This window comes from Streptosporangium sp. NPDC020072, from assembly GCF_040631445.1.
Lineage (GTDB): Bacteria > Actinomycetota > Actinomycetes > Streptosporangiales > Streptosporangiaceae > Streptosporangium.
On sequence record NZ_JBEYAB010000002.1, the window covers coordinates 201,573 to 217,695 of the forward strand.

Annotated in this window: 13 protein-coding genes; 2 read left to right on the plus strand and 11 right to left on the minus strand. The window is 67.9% G+C overall.

Annotated features, from left to right (window positions below):
* Window positions 1-2 precede the first annotated feature (2 nt).
* On the minus strand, window positions 3-3,176 hold the full coding sequence (locus ABZ470_RS04260; protein WP_362909847.1) for a S41 family peptidase: 3,174 nt from the start codon (window positions 3,174-3,176) through the stop codon (window positions 3-5).
* A 66-nt stretch (window positions 3,177-3,242) separates the two neighbouring features.
* Between ABZ470_RS04260 and ABZ470_RS04265 the strand changes: the two genes are divergently transcribed.
* Together ABZ470_RS04265 and ABZ470_RS04270 are read left to right on the plus strand one after the other, a co-directional pair.
* Window positions 3,243-3,833 (plus strand): cob(I)yrinic acid a,c-diamide adenosyltransferase, encoded by a 591-nt coding sequence (locus tag ABZ470_RS04265; protein WP_362777085.1) that lies wholly within the window; start codon window positions 3,243-3,245, stop codon window positions 3,831-3,833.
* Window positions 3,834-5,278: 1,445 nt separating this feature from the next.
* Window positions 5,279-6,886, plus strand: coding sequence for a M4 family metallopeptidase (locus ABZ470_RS04270; RefSeq protein ID WP_362909849.1), 1,608 nt, complete (start codon window positions 5,279-5,281; stop codon window positions 6,884-6,886).
* Window positions 6,887-7,182: 296 nt separating this feature from the next.
* On the opposite strand, the gene ABZ470_RS04275 is transcribed toward ABZ470_RS04270, so the two are convergent.
* The 10 genes from ABZ470_RS04275 to ABZ470_RS04320 all read right to left on the minus strand — a co-directional run bounded on the left by ABZ470_RS04275 (window position 7,183) and on the right by ABZ470_RS04320 (window position 15,324).
* Window positions 7,183-7,596, minus strand: a complete 414-nt coding sequence (locus tag ABZ470_RS04275) for a DUF2550 domain-containing protein (protein WP_352009648.1) — start codon at window positions 7,594-7,596, stop codon at window positions 7,183-7,185.
* A 42-nt stretch (window positions 7,597-7,638) separates the two neighbouring features.
* Entirely contained in the window at window positions 7,639-8,046 is a 408-nt protein-coding gene (locus ABZ470_RS04280) for a F0F1 ATP synthase subunit epsilon (protein WP_352009649.1), read from the minus strand.
* Window positions 8,047-8,108: 62 nt separating this feature from the next.
* Window positions 8,109-9,536, minus strand: a complete 1,428-nt coding sequence (gene atpD, locus ABZ470_RS04285; protein ID WP_352009650.1) for a F0F1 ATP synthase subunit beta — start codon at window positions 9,534-9,536, stop codon at window positions 8,109-8,111.
* A gap of 1 nt (window position 9,537) precedes the next feature.
* Window positions 9,538-10,437, minus strand: coding sequence for a F0F1 ATP synthase subunit gamma (locus tag ABZ470_RS04290; protein WP_352009651.1), 900 nt, complete (start codon window positions 10,435-10,437; stop codon window positions 9,538-9,540).
* A gap of 3 nt (window positions 10,438-10,440) precedes the next feature.
* Entirely contained in the window at window positions 10,441-12,090 is a 1,650-nt protein-coding gene (atpA, locus tag ABZ470_RS04295) for a F0F1 ATP synthase subunit alpha (RefSeq protein WP_352009652.1), read from the minus strand.
* Between the two features lie 23 nt (window positions 12,091-12,113).
* The gene (locus tag ABZ470_RS04300; protein ID WP_362909851.1) at window positions 12,114-12,923 is read right to left on the minus strand and encodes a F0F1 ATP synthase subunit delta; all 810 of its coding nucleotides are present in this window, start codon (window positions 12,921-12,923) and stop codon (window positions 12,114-12,116) included.
* Entirely contained in the window at window positions 12,923-13,462 is a 540-nt protein-coding gene (locus tag ABZ470_RS04305) for a F0F1 ATP synthase subunit B (protein WP_352009654.1), read from the minus strand. Before ABZ470_RS04305 ends, ABZ470_RS04300 begins: the two co-directional genes overlap by 1 nt.
* 35 nt (window positions 13,463-13,497) lie before the next feature.
* Window positions 13,498-13,728 (minus strand): ATP synthase F0 subunit C, encoded by a 231-nt coding sequence (atpE, locus tag ABZ470_RS04310; RefSeq protein ID WP_352009655.1) that lies wholly within the window; start codon window positions 13,726-13,728, stop codon window positions 13,498-13,500.
* 70 nt (window positions 13,729-13,798) lie between these two features.
* Window positions 13,799-14,590 (minus strand): F0F1 ATP synthase subunit A, encoded by a 792-nt coding sequence (atpB, locus tag ABZ470_RS04315; protein WP_352009656.1) that lies wholly within the window; start codon window positions 14,588-14,590, stop codon window positions 13,799-13,801.
* Window positions 14,591-14,895: 305 nt separating this feature from the next.
* Entirely contained in the window at window positions 14,896-15,324 is a 429-nt protein-coding gene (locus tag ABZ470_RS04320) for a hypothetical protein (protein WP_352009657.1), read from the minus strand.
* Between the last annotated feature and the right edge of the window lie 799 nt (window positions 15,325-16,123).

Genomic DNA, 16,123 nt, shown 5'->3' on the forward strand with positions numbered 1-16,123 from the left:
TGTCATCCGGACCGGGGCGGCAGCGCCGGACGACGCCGGGACGGACGCCGCGAGAGGTCGGGAGCCTTCGCCGCAGGCCGCTCCTCAAGCGCGGCCAGCGCCAGCCGTACCGCCTCCTCGATCTGCGGGTCCCGGCCCCGCGCCCAGTCACCAGGGGTGATCTCCACCTCGACGTCGGGATCGACGCCGTAGTTCTCGACCCCCCAGCCCAGCTCGTCGAACCAGAAGGCGTATCTCGCCACGGTGATGTAGGTGCCGTCCACCAGGCGGTGGTCGCCCTCCGTGCCGATGACGCCGCCCCAGGTCCGGGTGCCGACCACGGGACCGAGCTTGTGGATCTTGAAGGCCGCCGTGACGATGTCGCCGTCCGACCCCGCGTTGTAGTCGGTGACCGCGACCAGCGGGCCACGCGGGGCGTCCTCGGGATAGGTGACCGGGTTCAGGCCCCTGGGCAGGTCCCAGGCGATGATCCGGCGGATCAGCTTCTCGATGATCAGCTCGGAGGTGTGGCCACCCCGGTTGCCACGCAGGTCGACAACCAGTGCCTCCCTGGTCATCTCCCTGCGCAGATCACGGTGGAACTGCGCCCAGCCCTCCGCGACCATGTCCGGGATGTGCAGATAACCGACCCTGCCTGCCCCCAGCTCACGGACGTGCGTCCTGCGCTCGGTGACCCAGTCCTGGTAACGCAGGCGCCGGTCGTCGCGCAACGGGGTGACGACGACCCTCCGCCCACCGCCCAGGGTCAGCTCGACCGGTTTGTCCGCCGCACCGATCAGCAGCGGCGCCGGGCCCTGCGGGGGCACCGGACGGCCGTCCACGGCCAGCAGCCTCTCCCCCGGCGTGATCCCCGCCCCCGGTACGGCCAGCGGTGAGCGGGCGTGCACGTCCGAGGACTCGCCGGGCAGTACCCGGTCTATCCGCCAGTGGCCCTCCTCGTCCCGGGACAGGTCGGCGCCGAGCAGACCCACCGGCTCGGAGACCCGGTGCCCCCACGGAGCCGCGTAGACGTAGCAGTGCGAGGTACCCAGCTCCCCCATGACCTCCCACAGCAGGTCCGCGAAGTCGTCCTGGGTCGCCAGACGCTCGACCAGCGGCCGGTACTCGTCGAGCACGGCCTCCCACTCCACCTCCGCCAGGTCCTCGACCCAGAAGTCGGCCCTGACCCTGCGGCCCATCTCGGTGTAGGCGTGCCGCCACAGGGCGACCGGGTCGGCGGTGACGCGGATACGCGACAGGTCGACGGTCGTGTCCTCACCGTTCTTGCCCGTGACCGGCCTGACCGTGAGGGTCCCCTTGTCCGAGACGACGAGCTGGGTGCCGTCCCCGCTCACCGCGTACCAGTCGAGCTTGTCCACCACCTCCTCGCACTTGCGCTTGACCAGGTCGAAACGGTCGAGCGCGGCCCTGGGGGCATCACCGCCGACCTTGTCCCGGTCCTCACCCAGCTCACCCGCCAGCGGCTCACGCAGCCAGACGATGCCGTCCTTGACCGCGCTGAGCGCCGAGTAACGTCCCTCCGGCACCGGCACCTGCACCACCCTGGAGGCGATGCCGTCGAGATCGACGGTGAACGGGAGATCGCCGTCCTTGTCGTCCTCAGGATCCGTCAGGGGCCGCCCCTCCCCGCTCGGCGCGAACGGCGAAGGCGTCGCCGCGGCCAGCGGCACCAGGTACGGCCGGTAGCCGAACGGGAAGGACATGTCGAAGGAGTGCGCGTCGTAGACGGGGTCGAAGCCCCTGCGCGACAGGAACGCCAGATACCTCCCGGCGAAGGCGGGCGAGACGTCGACGAACCGCCCGTCGGTGACGTCGGTGACGACCCGGTCGGCCATCCTCGCCAGCCTGATCCGGCGCAGCGGGGTCGCGTCCGGGTGTGACCACGCCAGCCATGCCGAGTCCGGAGACCAGGTCAGCCCGCTGATCTCGCCGTTCGCCCTGGACAGCTCGACGACCTCCCCCGAGGCCACGTCGACCAGGAGCAGCCCGCCGTCCCTGGCCGCGACCGCGACCGTGTTCGCGTCGGGCGCCACGGCCAGGTCACCGACCTCGCCCAGCCGCCCGGCGGCGATCCTGCGGGTCTCCCCACCGCCGGCCGGGCCGATCTCCAGCCCCTGACGCTCCCCGTCGTCGAAGACCCACACCACCCGGTCCGCGCCCAGAAGCCGAGGCGTGCCGGCGGCCAGGCCCGTGCTGAGCTGCCGCGCGGGCCCGTCCCGGTGGGTGAGCCAGTGCACCGTCCCCTGGACCTCGACCGCGCTCGCCTGCCCCGTCGCGTCCACCGCCAGATCGTGCAGCCGCCACCCCGGATTGACCTGGTACGGCTGCCGCCCCCTCGGCGGCGAACCGAGCGTCACGTCGAGTTTGCGGGAGGAGCCGTCGAGATCGTCGAGCAGGTAGACGTCCCCGGCGTTCTGGTAGACGATCCTGGTCCCGTCAGTGGTCGCGTGACGGGCGTAGAAGACGTCATGGTCGGTGTGGCGGCGCAGTCCGGTGCCGTCGAGCTCACAGGAGTAGAGGTTGCCGACGCCCTCGTGGTCGGAGAGGAAGACCAGCCGTCCCCCGACCAGCATCGGGTTGGCGAAGGTGCCTCTCACCTCCGGCAGGACCTGTTCGAACTCGTCCGACAGGCCGCGCCGTACCCACAGGCGGCCCGCCGTACCGCCTCGGTAACGCTTCCAGACGGCGGGGTCGCGGGAGAGTGAGGCGGTGAGCAACGCGACCGTCGCCCCCGCCTCCCCCGATCCCCCGCCGTCCCCCGTGGCCGACAGATCGAAGACCGGCCCGTACGGCAGCCGCTCGACGTGGCCGTCGCCGAGCGCGTAGGCCCAGTTCCGCCAGACGAACGGCTCGCCGGTCGCGCTGATCGCGAGAATCCTGCCGTCCGGAGTCCAGCCGCGGGTGCGGGTCCTGGGGTCGTTCCAGTAGGTCAGCCTCTCCGCCGACCCGGACTCAAGGTCGGCGAGGTGCACCTCGGGGTGGCCGTCGCGGACACTCGTCCACGCGACCCTGGTCGCATCGGGAGAGAGCCGGGGATGCGAGGCCGGCGCCCTGTCCGAGGTCAGGCGCCAGGCCCTGCCGCCTTCGGCGGGAGCGGTCCAGACGTCGTCGTCGGCGACGAAGGTCAGAGTCTCCCGGGAGATGTGCGGGAAACGCAGGTAAAAACCGGAAACCATCGGTAAATCATATTGTCAGCTATCTAACTAATCAGGAGTAATTCTGCGCAAGATACGCTGAGTCTCATGACCCGAGCTGACAGAGACAACCCGGTGGTGCTCTCCAAGATCTACACGCGCACCGGCGACGACGGCACGACGGCACTCGGCGACATGAGCCGCACCCGCAAGACCGACTCCCGGCTCGCCGCCTACGCCGACGTGGAGGAGGCCAACGCCGCGATCGGTGTCGCCCTGGCCGTGGGCACCCTCGACGAGGACGTCACCACGGTCCTGACCCGGGTGCAGAACGAACTGTTCGACCTCGGCGCCGACCTGTCCACGCCGATCACCGAGAACCCCGAGTTCCCCCCGCTGCGCGTCGAAGCCTCCTACGTCGAGTGGCTCGAAGCCAGGTGCGACGAGTTCAACGAACGGCTCAGGCCACTGCGCAGCTTCATCCTGCCCGGCGGCACCCTCGCCGTGGCCCAGCTCCACGTCGCACGGACCGTGGCCCGGCGCGCGGAACGGACCGTCTGGGCGGCCCTCGAAGAGCACGACGACGTCAACCCGCTGACCGCGAAGTACCTCAACCGCCTCAGCGACCTGCTGTTCATCCTGTGCCGCGTCGCCGCCGGGGGCGATGAGATCTTGTGGAAGCCGGGGGGTACGCGTTAGCGCTTGCTCCGCCTGGCTGTGTCTCCTTGCGCCGCCTTCGGCGCCGCGGGCTGTGTCTCTTTGCGCCGCCTTCGGCGCCGCGGGGCTTGGGCGCCCCGAGTCGGCGCTTTCCCTCGTCACTCCGTCGCTTCGCTCCTTCGCTCCTCAGTCCAAGCACCGACGCGCCCAAGCCGGACACTCTTCACACACGGCACCGGGAAAGCAAAGATCAAACCCCTTAGAAGCGGCGTCCCGGTGTCCGGGTGGAACTCTTCACGTTTGGGGCCGGGGCGCCCGAGGACCCGGTGTGAGGGGGCGCCTCCTGCTCCCGCGTGGGGGTGGTCGCCTGTGTCGTCGGCTGGGTGGGATCGGGGGCTCCCCGCGTAGGCGCGATGGGTGCCAAAAGTTCATTTTTCGTGTGTTGGTTGGTTGTCGTCATGGGATGGGGCGCTTCGCCGGAGGGCTTAAAGATCTTGGGTGAGATGGGTCATCATGCCCGGGAATGAGCCTCCTGGAGGTTCACCGAAAGGCCAACGGCGGCCGAATCCGGAGCGGTTAAATCTGTTTGGAGCCGAAAGAGAAGGAGAAGGCGGACGGCTTTCTCACAATTGAGAAACAGGAGACCGGAGCCTACGGCAATGGCCTTCACCTGGCGGTTCCCCGAGAGGCCGCCCCACGGGCACGACCGCCGCGGACGGGCCGGCGGACACGTCTTCGGGTTTCCATGAACGGCACGAGCGGCCGACAAGTCGGGCTTTGACCTCGCCGTCGACCACCATCCCCGCGATGGCAAAATGTCATGGCTTGTCCCTTATAGGCGGGTGACGCTTATCACCGAATGGGCGGGGCCCGCCGACGCGAATCTCCATAGAACGCCCCGCCGTCCACGGACCGGCCGGAACGTTCCCACCACCCGGCTACCGGCCGGAACCGGCGACGGCCCGGCCGGACGGGCTCGAACCCACAGGCCGGTGCGACGCGCGACAGCGGAGATCCACCCGGTTCGAACGCCGAGCCCATCCCGACCGGGATCACCTCGGTCCCCCACCGACCAGGCCGGGCCCCGCCCGGAGCGCGAATCCCGCACACGCGCCGTGACCCCGCCCCTTCCCCATCCGGGCCGAGATCTCCGTCCCGAAGCCGGGTTCCATTCTCCGAGCGTTATGGTCGCCGCGCCGCCGTCCGCGCACGGACCGGGCGCAGCGCGCCAAGCCGGGGAGACGATATGGGCCCCGACCTCCCGCCCCTTGGACGCGCTCCGTCGCACATGCGCAGCGTGGACGGGTGGCGACGGAGGGTTCCGAGAGTCGTTACTTACCGTTTGCCTTGACATACGAAAATGCTATGCCTTTACGAGGCTTGTCAATCTATCTGTTGCATGTCACCTTTAGTGCAGCCCTGGCCGGCCACGGGCTCCTGCTAGTCCCTTCCCCCCTTTGTGGGACTTGTGAGAGGAGTCATCCGTAGTGAGGTCCAAGACAAGGTTGGGGGGCGTCGCCGTACTGGCGGCAGCCGCCCTGGCCACATCCGCGCTCACGAGCGCGACCGGCGCGTACGCCCAGCCGAACGGCACCGGCCCTTCGGCCACCGCGAACTCCGATGGCGCCTACGCCCCGCCGGACGCCCAGAGCAGTGAGCGTGCGATCGCCACCGCGGACAGGGCGCTGGTGGCGCAGTCCCAGGCACTGCACAAGGCTCCGGAAGACAGCTTCGTCCGCGAGAAGACCGTCGTGGGCACCTTCGGCCTCCAGTACGTGCACTACAAGCGCAGCTACCGGGGCCTTCCCGTCTACGGCGGTGACGTGATCGTCGCCACCGACCGGACGGGCGAGCAGGCGCGGGACGTCGTCTCCGGGCAGCAGGCCACGCTCAACCTGGACACCACCCCCGTCGTCAGCGCGGACGCGGCCGCGGCCACCGCCCGCGGCCAGCTCACCACCGTCGCGACCGCCTCCGCGCCGGTGCTCGTCGTCCACGCGGCGACCGAGACCCCGGCGCTGGCCTGGGAGGTCGGGGTAACCGGACGCTCGGACAACGTCGAGAGTGTTCTCCACGTGTACGTCGACGCGCGCACCGGCGCCGTCATCGACAAGGTGGACGAGGTCAAGGAGGGAACCGGCAACAGCTACTACAACGGCAACCCGGTCACCATCCAGACCTCGGGCTCGGGTGGCTCCTACTCCATGACCGACGGCACCAGGCCCGGCCTGAAGTGTGGCGGCCAGAGCGGCTCCGCCTACACCAAGAGCTCCGACTCCTGGGGCAACGGCTCCGGCACCAACCTTGAGACCGCCTGCGTCGACGCCCTCTACGCGGCCCAGAAGGAATGGGACCTGCTGAGGAACTGGCTCGGCCGCAACGGCTTCAACGGCAGCGGCGGCGCCTTCCCGGCTCGCGTCGGCCTGAACCAGGTCAACGCCTTCTGGAACGGCTCCTACACCAACTTCGGCCACAACCAGTCCAACAGCAGGCAGGCCACTCCGATCGACGTGGTCGCCCACGAGTACGGCCACGCCATCTTCCAGTTCTCCGGTTCCGGCGGCTCCGGCAGCGGTAACGAGGCCGGCGGCCTGAACGAGTCCACCGGTGACATCTTCGGAGCCCTCACCGAGGCCTACGCCAACAACGCCTACGACCCGCCGGACTACACCGTCGGTGAGGAGGTCGACCTGGTCGGCAGCGGCCCGATCCGCTACATGTACAAGCCGAGCACCAACGGTGACCCCAACTGCTACAGCTCCTCCATCCCCAGCACCGAGGTGCACAAGGCCGCAGGCCCGCAGAACCACTGGTTCTACCTGCTCGCCGAGGGCACCAACCCCGGTGGCGGCAAGCCCGCGAGCCCGGTCTGCTCCGGCCCGTCGAGCCTGACCGGCATCGGCGTCCAGAAGGCCGGACGGATCTTCCAAGGCGGCCTCAACCTCAAGACCATCCCCTGGACGCACGGCAAGGCGCGCGTGGCGACCCTGAAGGCCGCCAAGTCCCTCTACACCTGCGCCGAGTTCAACGCGGTCAAGGCCGCCTGGAGCGCGATCAGCGTCGGCGCGCAGAGTGGTGAGCCCACCTGCCCGTGACAGGCGCCGGATGTGTGCGGTGGTGATCCCGCCGGCACGCGCGAGGCCCGTCGGCTCCCGTCATCGGGCAAACCCCCGGCACCCTCATCGGCGAATCGCCTCAGGGCGAAAGCCGCCGCCGGCTCGGTGACGGCGTGTGGACCCGGTTGGACGGCACCGTATGAGTGACAACCCGCACCGTCACTCATAGGACCGTCCCCGGGGCCGCGTTCTCCCCTGAGAACGCCGGATGGCCCGGACCACACCAGGTCCGGGCCATCTTCCATGCCGGGGTGGACCGCCCTCACCCAGGAGGGTCAGGCCACGTCGAGATGGGCGCTGGGCGGGGCGGACTCCAGCCAGGCGACGAAGCCGGTCAAGGCCCGGTACCCCATCGCGAGCTCGAACGCCACACGCTCGTTGCGGCACTCCAGCGCCGTCACACCTTCGATGAAGCCGTAGAACTCGTCCGACCCGATCCTGCGTCGTCCAGAAATGACAAGGCCGCGCCTCACGATCACGTGGCGCGGCCTTGGAAGCAGACCTATGAGCGGAATCCAGTTGAGGTGACCGTCGGCGTAGCGGGCCACACCGACCCGCCAGCCTCGTTCTCCCGACATCGGACGCAGGCAACACAGCACCGAACCCCGGGATCGGGTCAGGATCAGCACGCGGGAGGCGAGGAGGGCGGCCAGCAGCGCCACGACGATGAGTACGTCCAGCACCACCATGTCTCCGCCCCCAACAACCGATACCGCGCTCAGAAGCAGAATTTATCCGACTTCTTCGCCCGCCGCGCGCAACCTTGCCCTGGCGCGCTTGACCTCGATCGCGGCGTCGGCGTCCTCCTGGTTGGCATCGATGGATGCCTGGGCCCGCTGGAGGGCGTCCTTGGCGGCGGCGACGTCCACCTCGGAGCCGAGTTCGGCCAGCTCGGCCAGGATCGACACCTCGTTGTCCGCCACCGAGAGGAAGCCTCCGTGGACCGCGGCGACGAGGTCGGGCTCGCCACCGCCGCGCTTGACCGTCAGCACGCCGCCCTCAACGAGGACGCCGAGCACGGGCGCGTGCTTAGGCATGATACCGATCTCGCCGTCAATGGTCTTGGCAATCACCATGTCGGCCTCGCCCGACCAGATCTCACGCTCCGGCGAGACAACGCCTACTCGCAGCTTCGCCACTTTCCTGAGTTCCTTTCGAACCAGGCACCGGTACGGCCGGGCCGTACCGGTGCCGATGGCGACTAGCGGGCGAGTTCCTTGGCCTTGGCGATGGCCTGCTCGATGCCACCGACCATGAAGAACGCCTGCTCGGGCAGGTGGTCGTACTCACCGGCGCACAGACCCTTGAACGAGGCGATCGTCTCGTCCAGCGGCACGAACTCACCCGGCTGACCGGTGAACGCCTCGGCGGCGTACATCGGGTGCGACAGGAAGCGCTCGATACGGCGGGCCCGGTTGACGGTGACCTTGTCCTCTTCGGAGAGCTCGTCGATACCCAGGATCGCGATGATGTCCTGCAGTTCCTTGTACTTCTGCAGAATCCGCTTGGTCTCCTGGGCCACGCGGTAGTGCTCCTCGCCGAGGATCAGCGGGTCGAGGATCCGCGAGGTGGAGTCGAGCGGGTCCACCGCGGGGTAGATGCCCTTCTCCGAGATCGGCCGGGACAGAACGGTCTGCGCGTCGAGGTGCGCGAACGCGTTGTGCGGGGCCGGGTCGGTGATGTCGTCCGCGGGGACGTAGATCGCCTGCATCGAGGTGATCGAGTGACCGCGGGTCGAGGTGATGCGCTCCTGGAGAACACCCATCTCGTCGGCCAGGGTCGGCTGGTAACCCACCGCGGACGGCATACGGCCGAGCAGGGTGGAGACCTCGGAACCGGCCTGGGTGAACCGGAAGATGTTGTCGATGAACAGAAGCACGTCCTGCTTCTGCACGTCACGGAAGTACTCCGCCATGGTGAGGGCGGAAAGCGCGACGCGCAGACGGGTGCCCGGGGGCTCGTCCATCTGGCCGAAGACGAGGGCGGTGTCCTTGAGGACGTTCGCCTCCTCCATCTCCAGCCAGAGGTCGTTACCCTCACGGGTGCGCTCGCCGACGCCCGCGAACACCGAGGTGCCCGAGAACTTCAGCGCGACTCGGCGGATCATCTCCTGGATCAGAACGGTCTTGCCGACACCGGCGCCACCGAACAGACCGATCTTTCCACCCTTGACGTACGGGGTGAGCAGGTCGATGACCTTGATGCCGGTGGGCAGCATCTCGGTGCGCGACTCAAGGGAGTCGAAGGAGGGCGAGGGACGGTGGATGCCCCAGCGCTCCTCGATCTTCAGCGACGCGGTCGGCACGTCCAGGGACTCGCCCAGGGTGCTCCACACGTGGCCCTTGACGACGTCGCCGACCGGCACGGAGATCGCGGCACCGGTGTCGGTCACCGGAGCGCCACGGGTCACACCGTCGGTGGGCTGCATGGAGATGGCGCGGACCAGGTTGTCACCCAGGTGCTGGGCGACCTCCAGGGTCAGGGTCTTGGTCTCCCCCGCGAGGAGGACGTCGACCTTCAGCGCGTTGTAGATATCGGGCATCGCCTCGACGGGGAACTCCACGTCGACGACGGGACCGGTGACCCGCGCGACGCGGCCCACGCCGGTCTCAACAGTCTGTGCAGTCATTTCACTCTTTCCCCGCTGCGGCGTCAGCCAGCGCGTTGGCGCCACCGACGATCTCGCTGATTTCCTGGGTGATCTCGGCCTGGCGAGCCTGGTTCATCTGCATGGTGAACACACGGATCAGCTCGTTGGCGTTGTCGGTCGCCGACTTCATGGCCCGGCGACGCGAGGCGTGCTCGGAGGCGGCCGACTGGAGCAGCGCGCTGAAGATACGCGATTCCACGTAACGCGGCAGCAGCGTGTCGAGCACGGCGCCCGCGGTGGGCTCGAACTCGAAGTACGGCAGCGGCGTCTCCGGCTTCGCGGTGGTCTCCTCGATCTCAAGCGGGAGAATCCGCCTGACCGCGACCTCCTGCGTGAGCATCGAGACGAACCCGGTCGAGACGATGTGGATCTCGTCCACCCCGTCCTGCGCCGAGAACGCCTCGATCAGCGTGTCCGCGATCTGCTTGGCGTGGGTGTAGGACGGATTGTCGGAGAAGCCGTCCCACTTCCCGCCCATCTCGCGGCCGCGGAAGGTGTGCCAGGCGATGCCCTTACGACCGACCACGAAGGGAACCGGCGTGATGCCTTTGCCCTTCAGCAGCGTGCCGAGGGCCTCGGCCTCACGCAGGATGTTGGCGTTGAAGCCACCGCAGAACCCGCGGTCACTGGTGACGATGAGCACGGCCGCCTTGGCGGGCCGCTCCTTCGACACCGTCAGCGGGTGGTCGACGCTGCTGGTGTTGCTGACGACGCCCGTGACGGCGCGGGTGATCTCACGCTCGTACGGCACGGCCGCCTGCATACGCTGCTGCGCCTTGACGATGCGCGACGAGGCGATGAGCTCCTGGGCGCGGGTGATCTTCGCCGTGGACCTGACCGACTTGATCCGCCGCCGCAGCAGTCTTAGCTGGGCACCCATCGGCTACTTCTTCTCGGCAGAGCGGACGTGCTTGGTGATCTTCTCCTGGCCGACCTCGTCCGCGGACAGCGCGGCGACCGGCTCCTCGTTGACCAGCAGCTCGCCCGACGAGGTCTCGAAGGTCTTCTTGAACTCGGTGATGCCGTCCTTGAGGGCGGTCACCGTGTCGTCGGAGAGGTCCTTCGTCTCGCGGATGCTGTCGAAGACACCCTTCTTCTCCCTGGCGACGTAGTCCAGGAACTCCGCCTCGAAGCGGCGGATGTCCTCGACGGGGACGTCGTCCAGCTCGCCCGTGGTGCCGGCCCAGACCGAGACGACCTGCTTCTCGATGGGGAAGGGGGCGTACTGCGGCTGCTTGAGCAGCTCGACCAGGCGCTGGCCGCGCTCCAGCTGGGCGCGGGAGGCCGCGTCCAGGTCGGAGGCGAAGGAGGCGAAGGCCTCCAGGTCACGGAACTGCGACAGCGACAGACGCAGCGTGCCCGCGACCTTGCGCATCGCCTTGATCTGCGCGGAGCCACCGACTCGGGAGACGGAGACACCGACGTTGATGGCCGGACGCACACCCGAGTTGAACAGGTCGGTCTCAAGGAAGCACTGACCGTCGGTGATGGAGATGACGTTGGTCGGGATGAACGCCGAGACGTCGTTGCCCTTGGTCTCGATGATCGGCAGACCGGTCATCGAGCCCGCGCCCATCTCCTTCGACAGCTTCGCGCAGCGCTCCAGCAGACGGGAGTGCAAGTAGAAGACGTCGCCGGGGAAGGCCTCACGGCCCGGCGGGCGGCGCAGCAGCAGGGAGACGGCGCGGTAGGCGTCGGCCTGCTTGGTCAGGTCGTCGAAGACGATGAGGACGTGCTTGCCCTGGTACATCCAGTGCTGGCCGATGGCCGAGCCGGTGTAGGGGGCGAGGTACTTGTAACCGGCGGGGTCGGAGGCCGGGGCGGCGACGATGGTGGTGTACTCCATCGCGCCCGCCTCCTCAAGGCGGCCCTTGACCTGCGCGATCGTGGAGCCCTTCTGACCGACGGCGACGTAGACGCAGCGAACCTGCTTCTCGGGGTCGCCGGAGAGCCAGTTCTCCCGCTGGTTGAGGATGGTGTCCACGGCGATGGCGGTCTTGCCGGTGCCACGGTCACCGATGATCAGCTGACGCTGGCCGCGGCCGATCGGCGTCATGGCGTCAACCGCCTTGAGGCCGGTCTGCAGCGGCTCCTTGACCGGCTGGCGCTGAACGACCGACGGGGCCTGGAGCTCAAGGGCGCGCAGGCCCTCGGACTCGATGGCACCCTTGCCGTCCAGCGGAACACCCAGCGGGTCGACCACTCGGCCGAGGAAGGAGTCGCCGACCGGCACGGACAGGACCTCGCCCGTCCTGCGGACCGACTGGCCCTCCTCGATCTTGCTGAAGTCGCCCAGAACAACGACACCGATCTCCCGGACGTCCAGGTTCAGTGCCAGGCCGCGCGTACCGTCCTCGAACTCAAGCAGCTCGTTCGCCATCGCCGAGGGAAGGCCGGAGACATGGGCGATACCGTCGCCGCAGTCGACGACGGTCCCGATCTCCTCGCGCGCGGCGCCTTCCGGCTCGTACGCCTGGACGAAGCGCTCAAGCGCGTCCCGGATCTCGTCCGGCCGGATCGTAAGCTCCGCCATCTCTCTTCAGTCTCCCTATTCGCCTAGCCGGCCAACCGGCGGCGGACTTCTTCGATTCGTCCCGCGATCGTGGTGTCGATGAGGTCGTCCCCGATCCGCACCGAGAACCCTCCGAGCACTCGCGGGTCCACCTCGACGTTCAGGTGAACGTCGCGGCCGTACGAGGTGCGGAGCCACGTGGCGAGACGCCGCTTCTGCTCCTCGGAAAGCTCGACCGCGCTGCGCACCACCGCGACGAGGCGCTGCCTCTGGGCGGCGACCAGGCTGCCGAACTCGTCCAGCCCTCTGTCCAGGCTACGTCCTCGCGGATGCAGCACAAGCTGCGTGACCAGACGGAGCGTGGTGGGGGCGACCTTGCCGTCGAGCAGGGAGCCGAGCAGCTCCTGCTTGGCCTGTTCGGTGACGGCGGGGTCGGCCAGGACGCGCTGCAGGTCCAGGTTCGAGGCGACGATGCGCCCGAACCTGAACAGTTCGTCCTCGACATCGTCGAGCTTGCTCTGTGCCTCGGCCTCGGCCGAGGCGGCGACGACGCCGAGCCGCTCAAGGGCGTCGGCCAGGTCTCCGGAGCCGGACCACCTGACGGAGACGGCCTGGATGACCGTCTCCAGGGCGGCACCGCTGACCTTGCCCTCCAGCAGAACCCGTACGGCCTGGGCCTTCTGGGACGCCGGGCGGGCCGGGTCGGACATATAGCGCCGGAGCCCGTGCTCACGGTCGAACAGGTCGGCGACCGCGAAAAGCTCGTCGGCCAGCGAGCCGAGGTCGGCGCTTCCCGCGACGGCGTTGAAGCGCTCTTCGACCTCGGCCAGCGAAGCCCTGCTCAGACCTCGCATCAGCGAACCGCCGCGCTGCTGCCGGCCTCAAGCTCCTCAAGGAACCGGTCGACGGTACGGCGCTGGCGCGCCTCGTCCTGGAGGGACTCACCGACGATACGACCGGCGAGGTCGACCGACAGGCGGCCGATCTCCGTGCGAAGCTGGGCGAACGCCTGCTGGCGGTCGGCCTCGATCTGGGCGTGCGCGGCCTCGATGAGACGACGGGCCTCGGCCTGTGCCTCCTCGCGGAGCTCGGCCTTGATCTGCGCGCCCTGCTCCCGGGCCTCTTCACGCAGGCGGGACGCCTCGTGACGAGCCTCGGCCAGCTGGTCGCGGTACTGCTTGAGGGCCCGCTGCGCCTCTTCCTGAGCGTCGGCGGCTCGCTTCAGGCCGCCCTCGATCGCGTCGACGCGCTCGGCCAGGGTCTTCTGGATACGGGGAACCAGGAGACGCCCGACGATGAAGAGGACGACCAGGAACGCGAACCCGCCGACGACCATCTCGGCCACGTTGGGCACAAGCGGATTGCTTGCTTCCTCTGCCGCTAGGAGATACATGGGTGCTGCCTTCCGTCAGAGCGGGGTGGTGTTTCTCAGGTCCGGAAGACGAACGCGAGCGCGATACCGATCAGCGCGAGCGCCTCGGCGAACACGAAGCCCAGGATCATGTTCTGGCGGATCAGGCCGTAGGCCTCGGGCTGGCGGGCGATGGCCTGCACACCCTGACCGAAGATGATGCCGATGCCGACACCGGGGCCGATCGCTGCGAGGCCGTAGCCGATGGAACCGAGGTTGCCGGTCACTTCGGCGAGCAGACCACTCATTGGTTGGTTTCCTTTTCTATCGACCAGTGGAGTGTCCACCGGGGTTCTCTGGCGGTGAGAGGGAAAAGTCTTAGTGCGCGGCGTGCAGGGCGTCGTTGATGAACATGGCGGTCAGCAACGCGAACACGTAGGCCTGCAGCGCCTGGATGAACAGCTCGAAGGCCGTCAGCAGGAGCGTCATGACGACGCCGAGCACGCCGACCGGAGCCCCAAGCGGGGTCAGCTGGACGAACAGGAAGTGCCAGCCGACCTCGGAGAACAGGCCGATGATCAGGTGACCGGCCATCATGGTGGCGAACAACCGGATCGCGTGCGTGATGTGGCGCAGGAAGAACGTGGAGACGAGCTCGATCGGCGCGACCAGGAAGTAGATCCAGGTCGGCAGGCCGGGAGGGAACATCACGTTCGTGAAGAACTTGATGGGGCCCTGGTTCTTGATGCCCAGGTACATCACCAGCACCCACACCCCGATCGCGAGGACCGCGGGGTAACCGATGCGTGACATCACCGGGAACTGGATGAAGATGATGGAGCCGAACAGGTTCATGATCCACACGAAGAGGAACATGGTGAACAGCAGCGGCATCCACCGGTCGCTGTCCCTGCCGAGGTTCGGCCTGGCGATCTGCTCGCGGACGAACTCGTAGGCGAGTTCGCCGACGTTCTGCACGCCCCTGGGCACCAGCTTGGGCCGGGAGAAGGCGGCGAAGGCGAAGGCTATGACCAGCAATCCGCCGATGAAGGCGAGGAGAGCGGGCTTGTTGAACCAGGCCTGACCTTCGACGAGCGGCGGCCAGTCGAATATGCCGAGCCCCGGAGCATGGAACTCCTCGGAGGCGAGAGGCGTCAGCGCGGCGCTCACTCGGCGTTCCCTTCGTCGTGATGATTGGTCAAGAGGGTGTCATCCGGCTGCCGCGCCGTATGCAGGCCGGCCGGACGAGGAGGGTGAAGATGGTGAGGAGACCAGGGCTCGATGGCTCCGAAGGACGTTCCTCTACCTTCGTCTATCGCGATGTTTATCGCGCACGCGACAATAGCAGGCGGGGCTCTGACTAGTCATACCGGGCCAGCCTCCAGGGTTCTCTCTCCCGGGAGGGCCGACCGTGACCGGTCCCGCCTCGTCTGCCATGACGAGCTTAGGGGACGGGCTGTGAAGATCGCGACTTGTCATCGCTTGCTCCCGAACTGGCCGGGCACCGTGGCGTCGGGGTCGACGTAGAGGATCCGGAGTTTCAGGAAGCCGCGTGCCTCACCGGCCGTCCAGCAGATCGTGCACGCGATGACCGTCAGAGCGAAGGCCATCGGGCTCCACACGGTGGTGTCCTCGAAGGCGGTCAGCAGCACCACCAGCGCGAGGATCTTGGTGAAGAAGACGCCCATCGCGGCGGCCATCATCATCGTGGGCGAGATCCGGGCCGCGTAGACGACGGCCAGCAGGCCGATCGTGAAGAAGGCGCCGACCACGAGGACGCCTATGCCCGCTCCCAGTGCCCCCTTGCCGCCCGAGAGGACCGCGGAGACGACAACGGCGACCAGCCCCAGTAGCGCCGTGGGGATCGCGGCGGCTTTGAGAACTTGGAGATCGTTGGCCTGCATCGGTGCTCCAGGTACGGTTATCAAGCGAGCAATTGCTACGGCGCAGGATGCGTTCATGACGCCTGCCTGCTAGTGAAAGCTATCACAAGCTCTCGAAGGCCGCCTTTACCTGCCGTTTCAAGTAAACGATCAAGAAGTGTCCGGCGGCCGGACCCGGCACGACCCGGCGCCCTCCGGAACGACCGGCGCGCCTTCCACAGGAAAGCGGCATTCGGCCGCACCGGGCCGTCGGCACCCCTGACGGCTCACCCGACCCCTGCGGACCGGTGGATACAGGCCACCGACCCCGGCGAACGAGCATACCCTTTTCCGCTCCCCGCGGTTCGCAATCGATTTCGCCGCACCATTCACCAGGGAAAAAGAACTGTTTTCCCTTAATGCCTCTCATGCGCCAAATCAAACGAATACGAACTCTGCCTGACCGGGATCGAACAAGGCCTTCCGAGCCCGGAGTAAAGCGGCACCCGAATCAGGGATTCGTTATACGGAGTCATGACCTTACCCCGGATTCCATCGTGGACGTCGGCGTCGGCCCCTCCACGCCCCCACGACGTACGGCACCGCCCACCTCTGATCAGCGATCTCGCCACGGAGCCCCCACCCCCCGCCGCGAGGAGCGACTCGCGCTCCCGGAGAGGGCCGTCCTGCCCGGACCGGACGACGACACCGAAGAACGCATCCGAATTGCGGCTTTCATACCTCTCATCGACCCCCCGCGGAGATCACTCCAGCAACAATTCAGACTTCACATCTCATAGGACGACAATCCCATGCATCACCCTGCGGGGCGATCTCCCAT

Bases quoted from the DNA above. Each gene is read 5' to 3' on its own strand.
- atpE (WP_352009655.1), bottom strand. From the start codon at position 13,728: ATGAGTGGTCTGCTCGCCGAAGTGACCGGCAACCTCGGTTCCATCGGC.
- ABZ470_RS04275 (WP_352009648.1), bottom strand. From the start codon at position 7,596: ATGGTGGTGCTGGACGTACTCATCGTCGTGGCGCTGCTGGCCGCCCTC.
- ABZ470_RS04300 (WP_362909851.1), bottom strand. From the start codon at position 12,923: ATGCGAGGTCTGAGCAGGGCTTCGCTGGCCGAGGTCGAAGAGCGCTTC.
- atpA (WP_352009652.1), bottom strand. From the start codon at position 12,090: ATGGCGGAGCTTACGATCCGGCCGGACGAGATCCGGGACGCGCTTGAG.
- ABZ470_RS04260 (WP_362909847.1), bottom strand. From the start codon at position 3,176: ATGGTTTCCGGTTTTTACCTGCGTTTCCCGCACATCTCCCGGGAGACT.
- ABZ470_RS04320 (WP_352009657.1), bottom strand. From the start codon at position 15,324: ATGCAGGCCAACGATCTCCAAGTTCTCAAAGCCGCCGCGATCCCCACG.
- ABZ470_RS04265 (WP_362777085.1), top strand. From the start codon at position 3,243: ATGACCCGAGCTGACAGAGACAACCCGGTGGTGCTCTCCAAGATCTAC.
- atpD (WP_352009650.1), bottom strand. From the start codon at position 9,536: ATGACTGCACAGACTGTTGAGACCGGCGTGGGCCGCGTCGCGCGGGTC.
- ABZ470_RS04305 (WP_352009654.1), bottom strand. From the start codon at position 13,462: ATGTATCTCCTAGCGGCAGAGGAAGCAAGCAATCCGCTTGTGCCCAAC.
- ABZ470_RS04290 (WP_352009651.1), bottom strand. From the start codon at position 10,437: ATGGGTGCCCAGCTAAGACTGCTGCGGCGGCGGATCAAGTCGGTCAGG.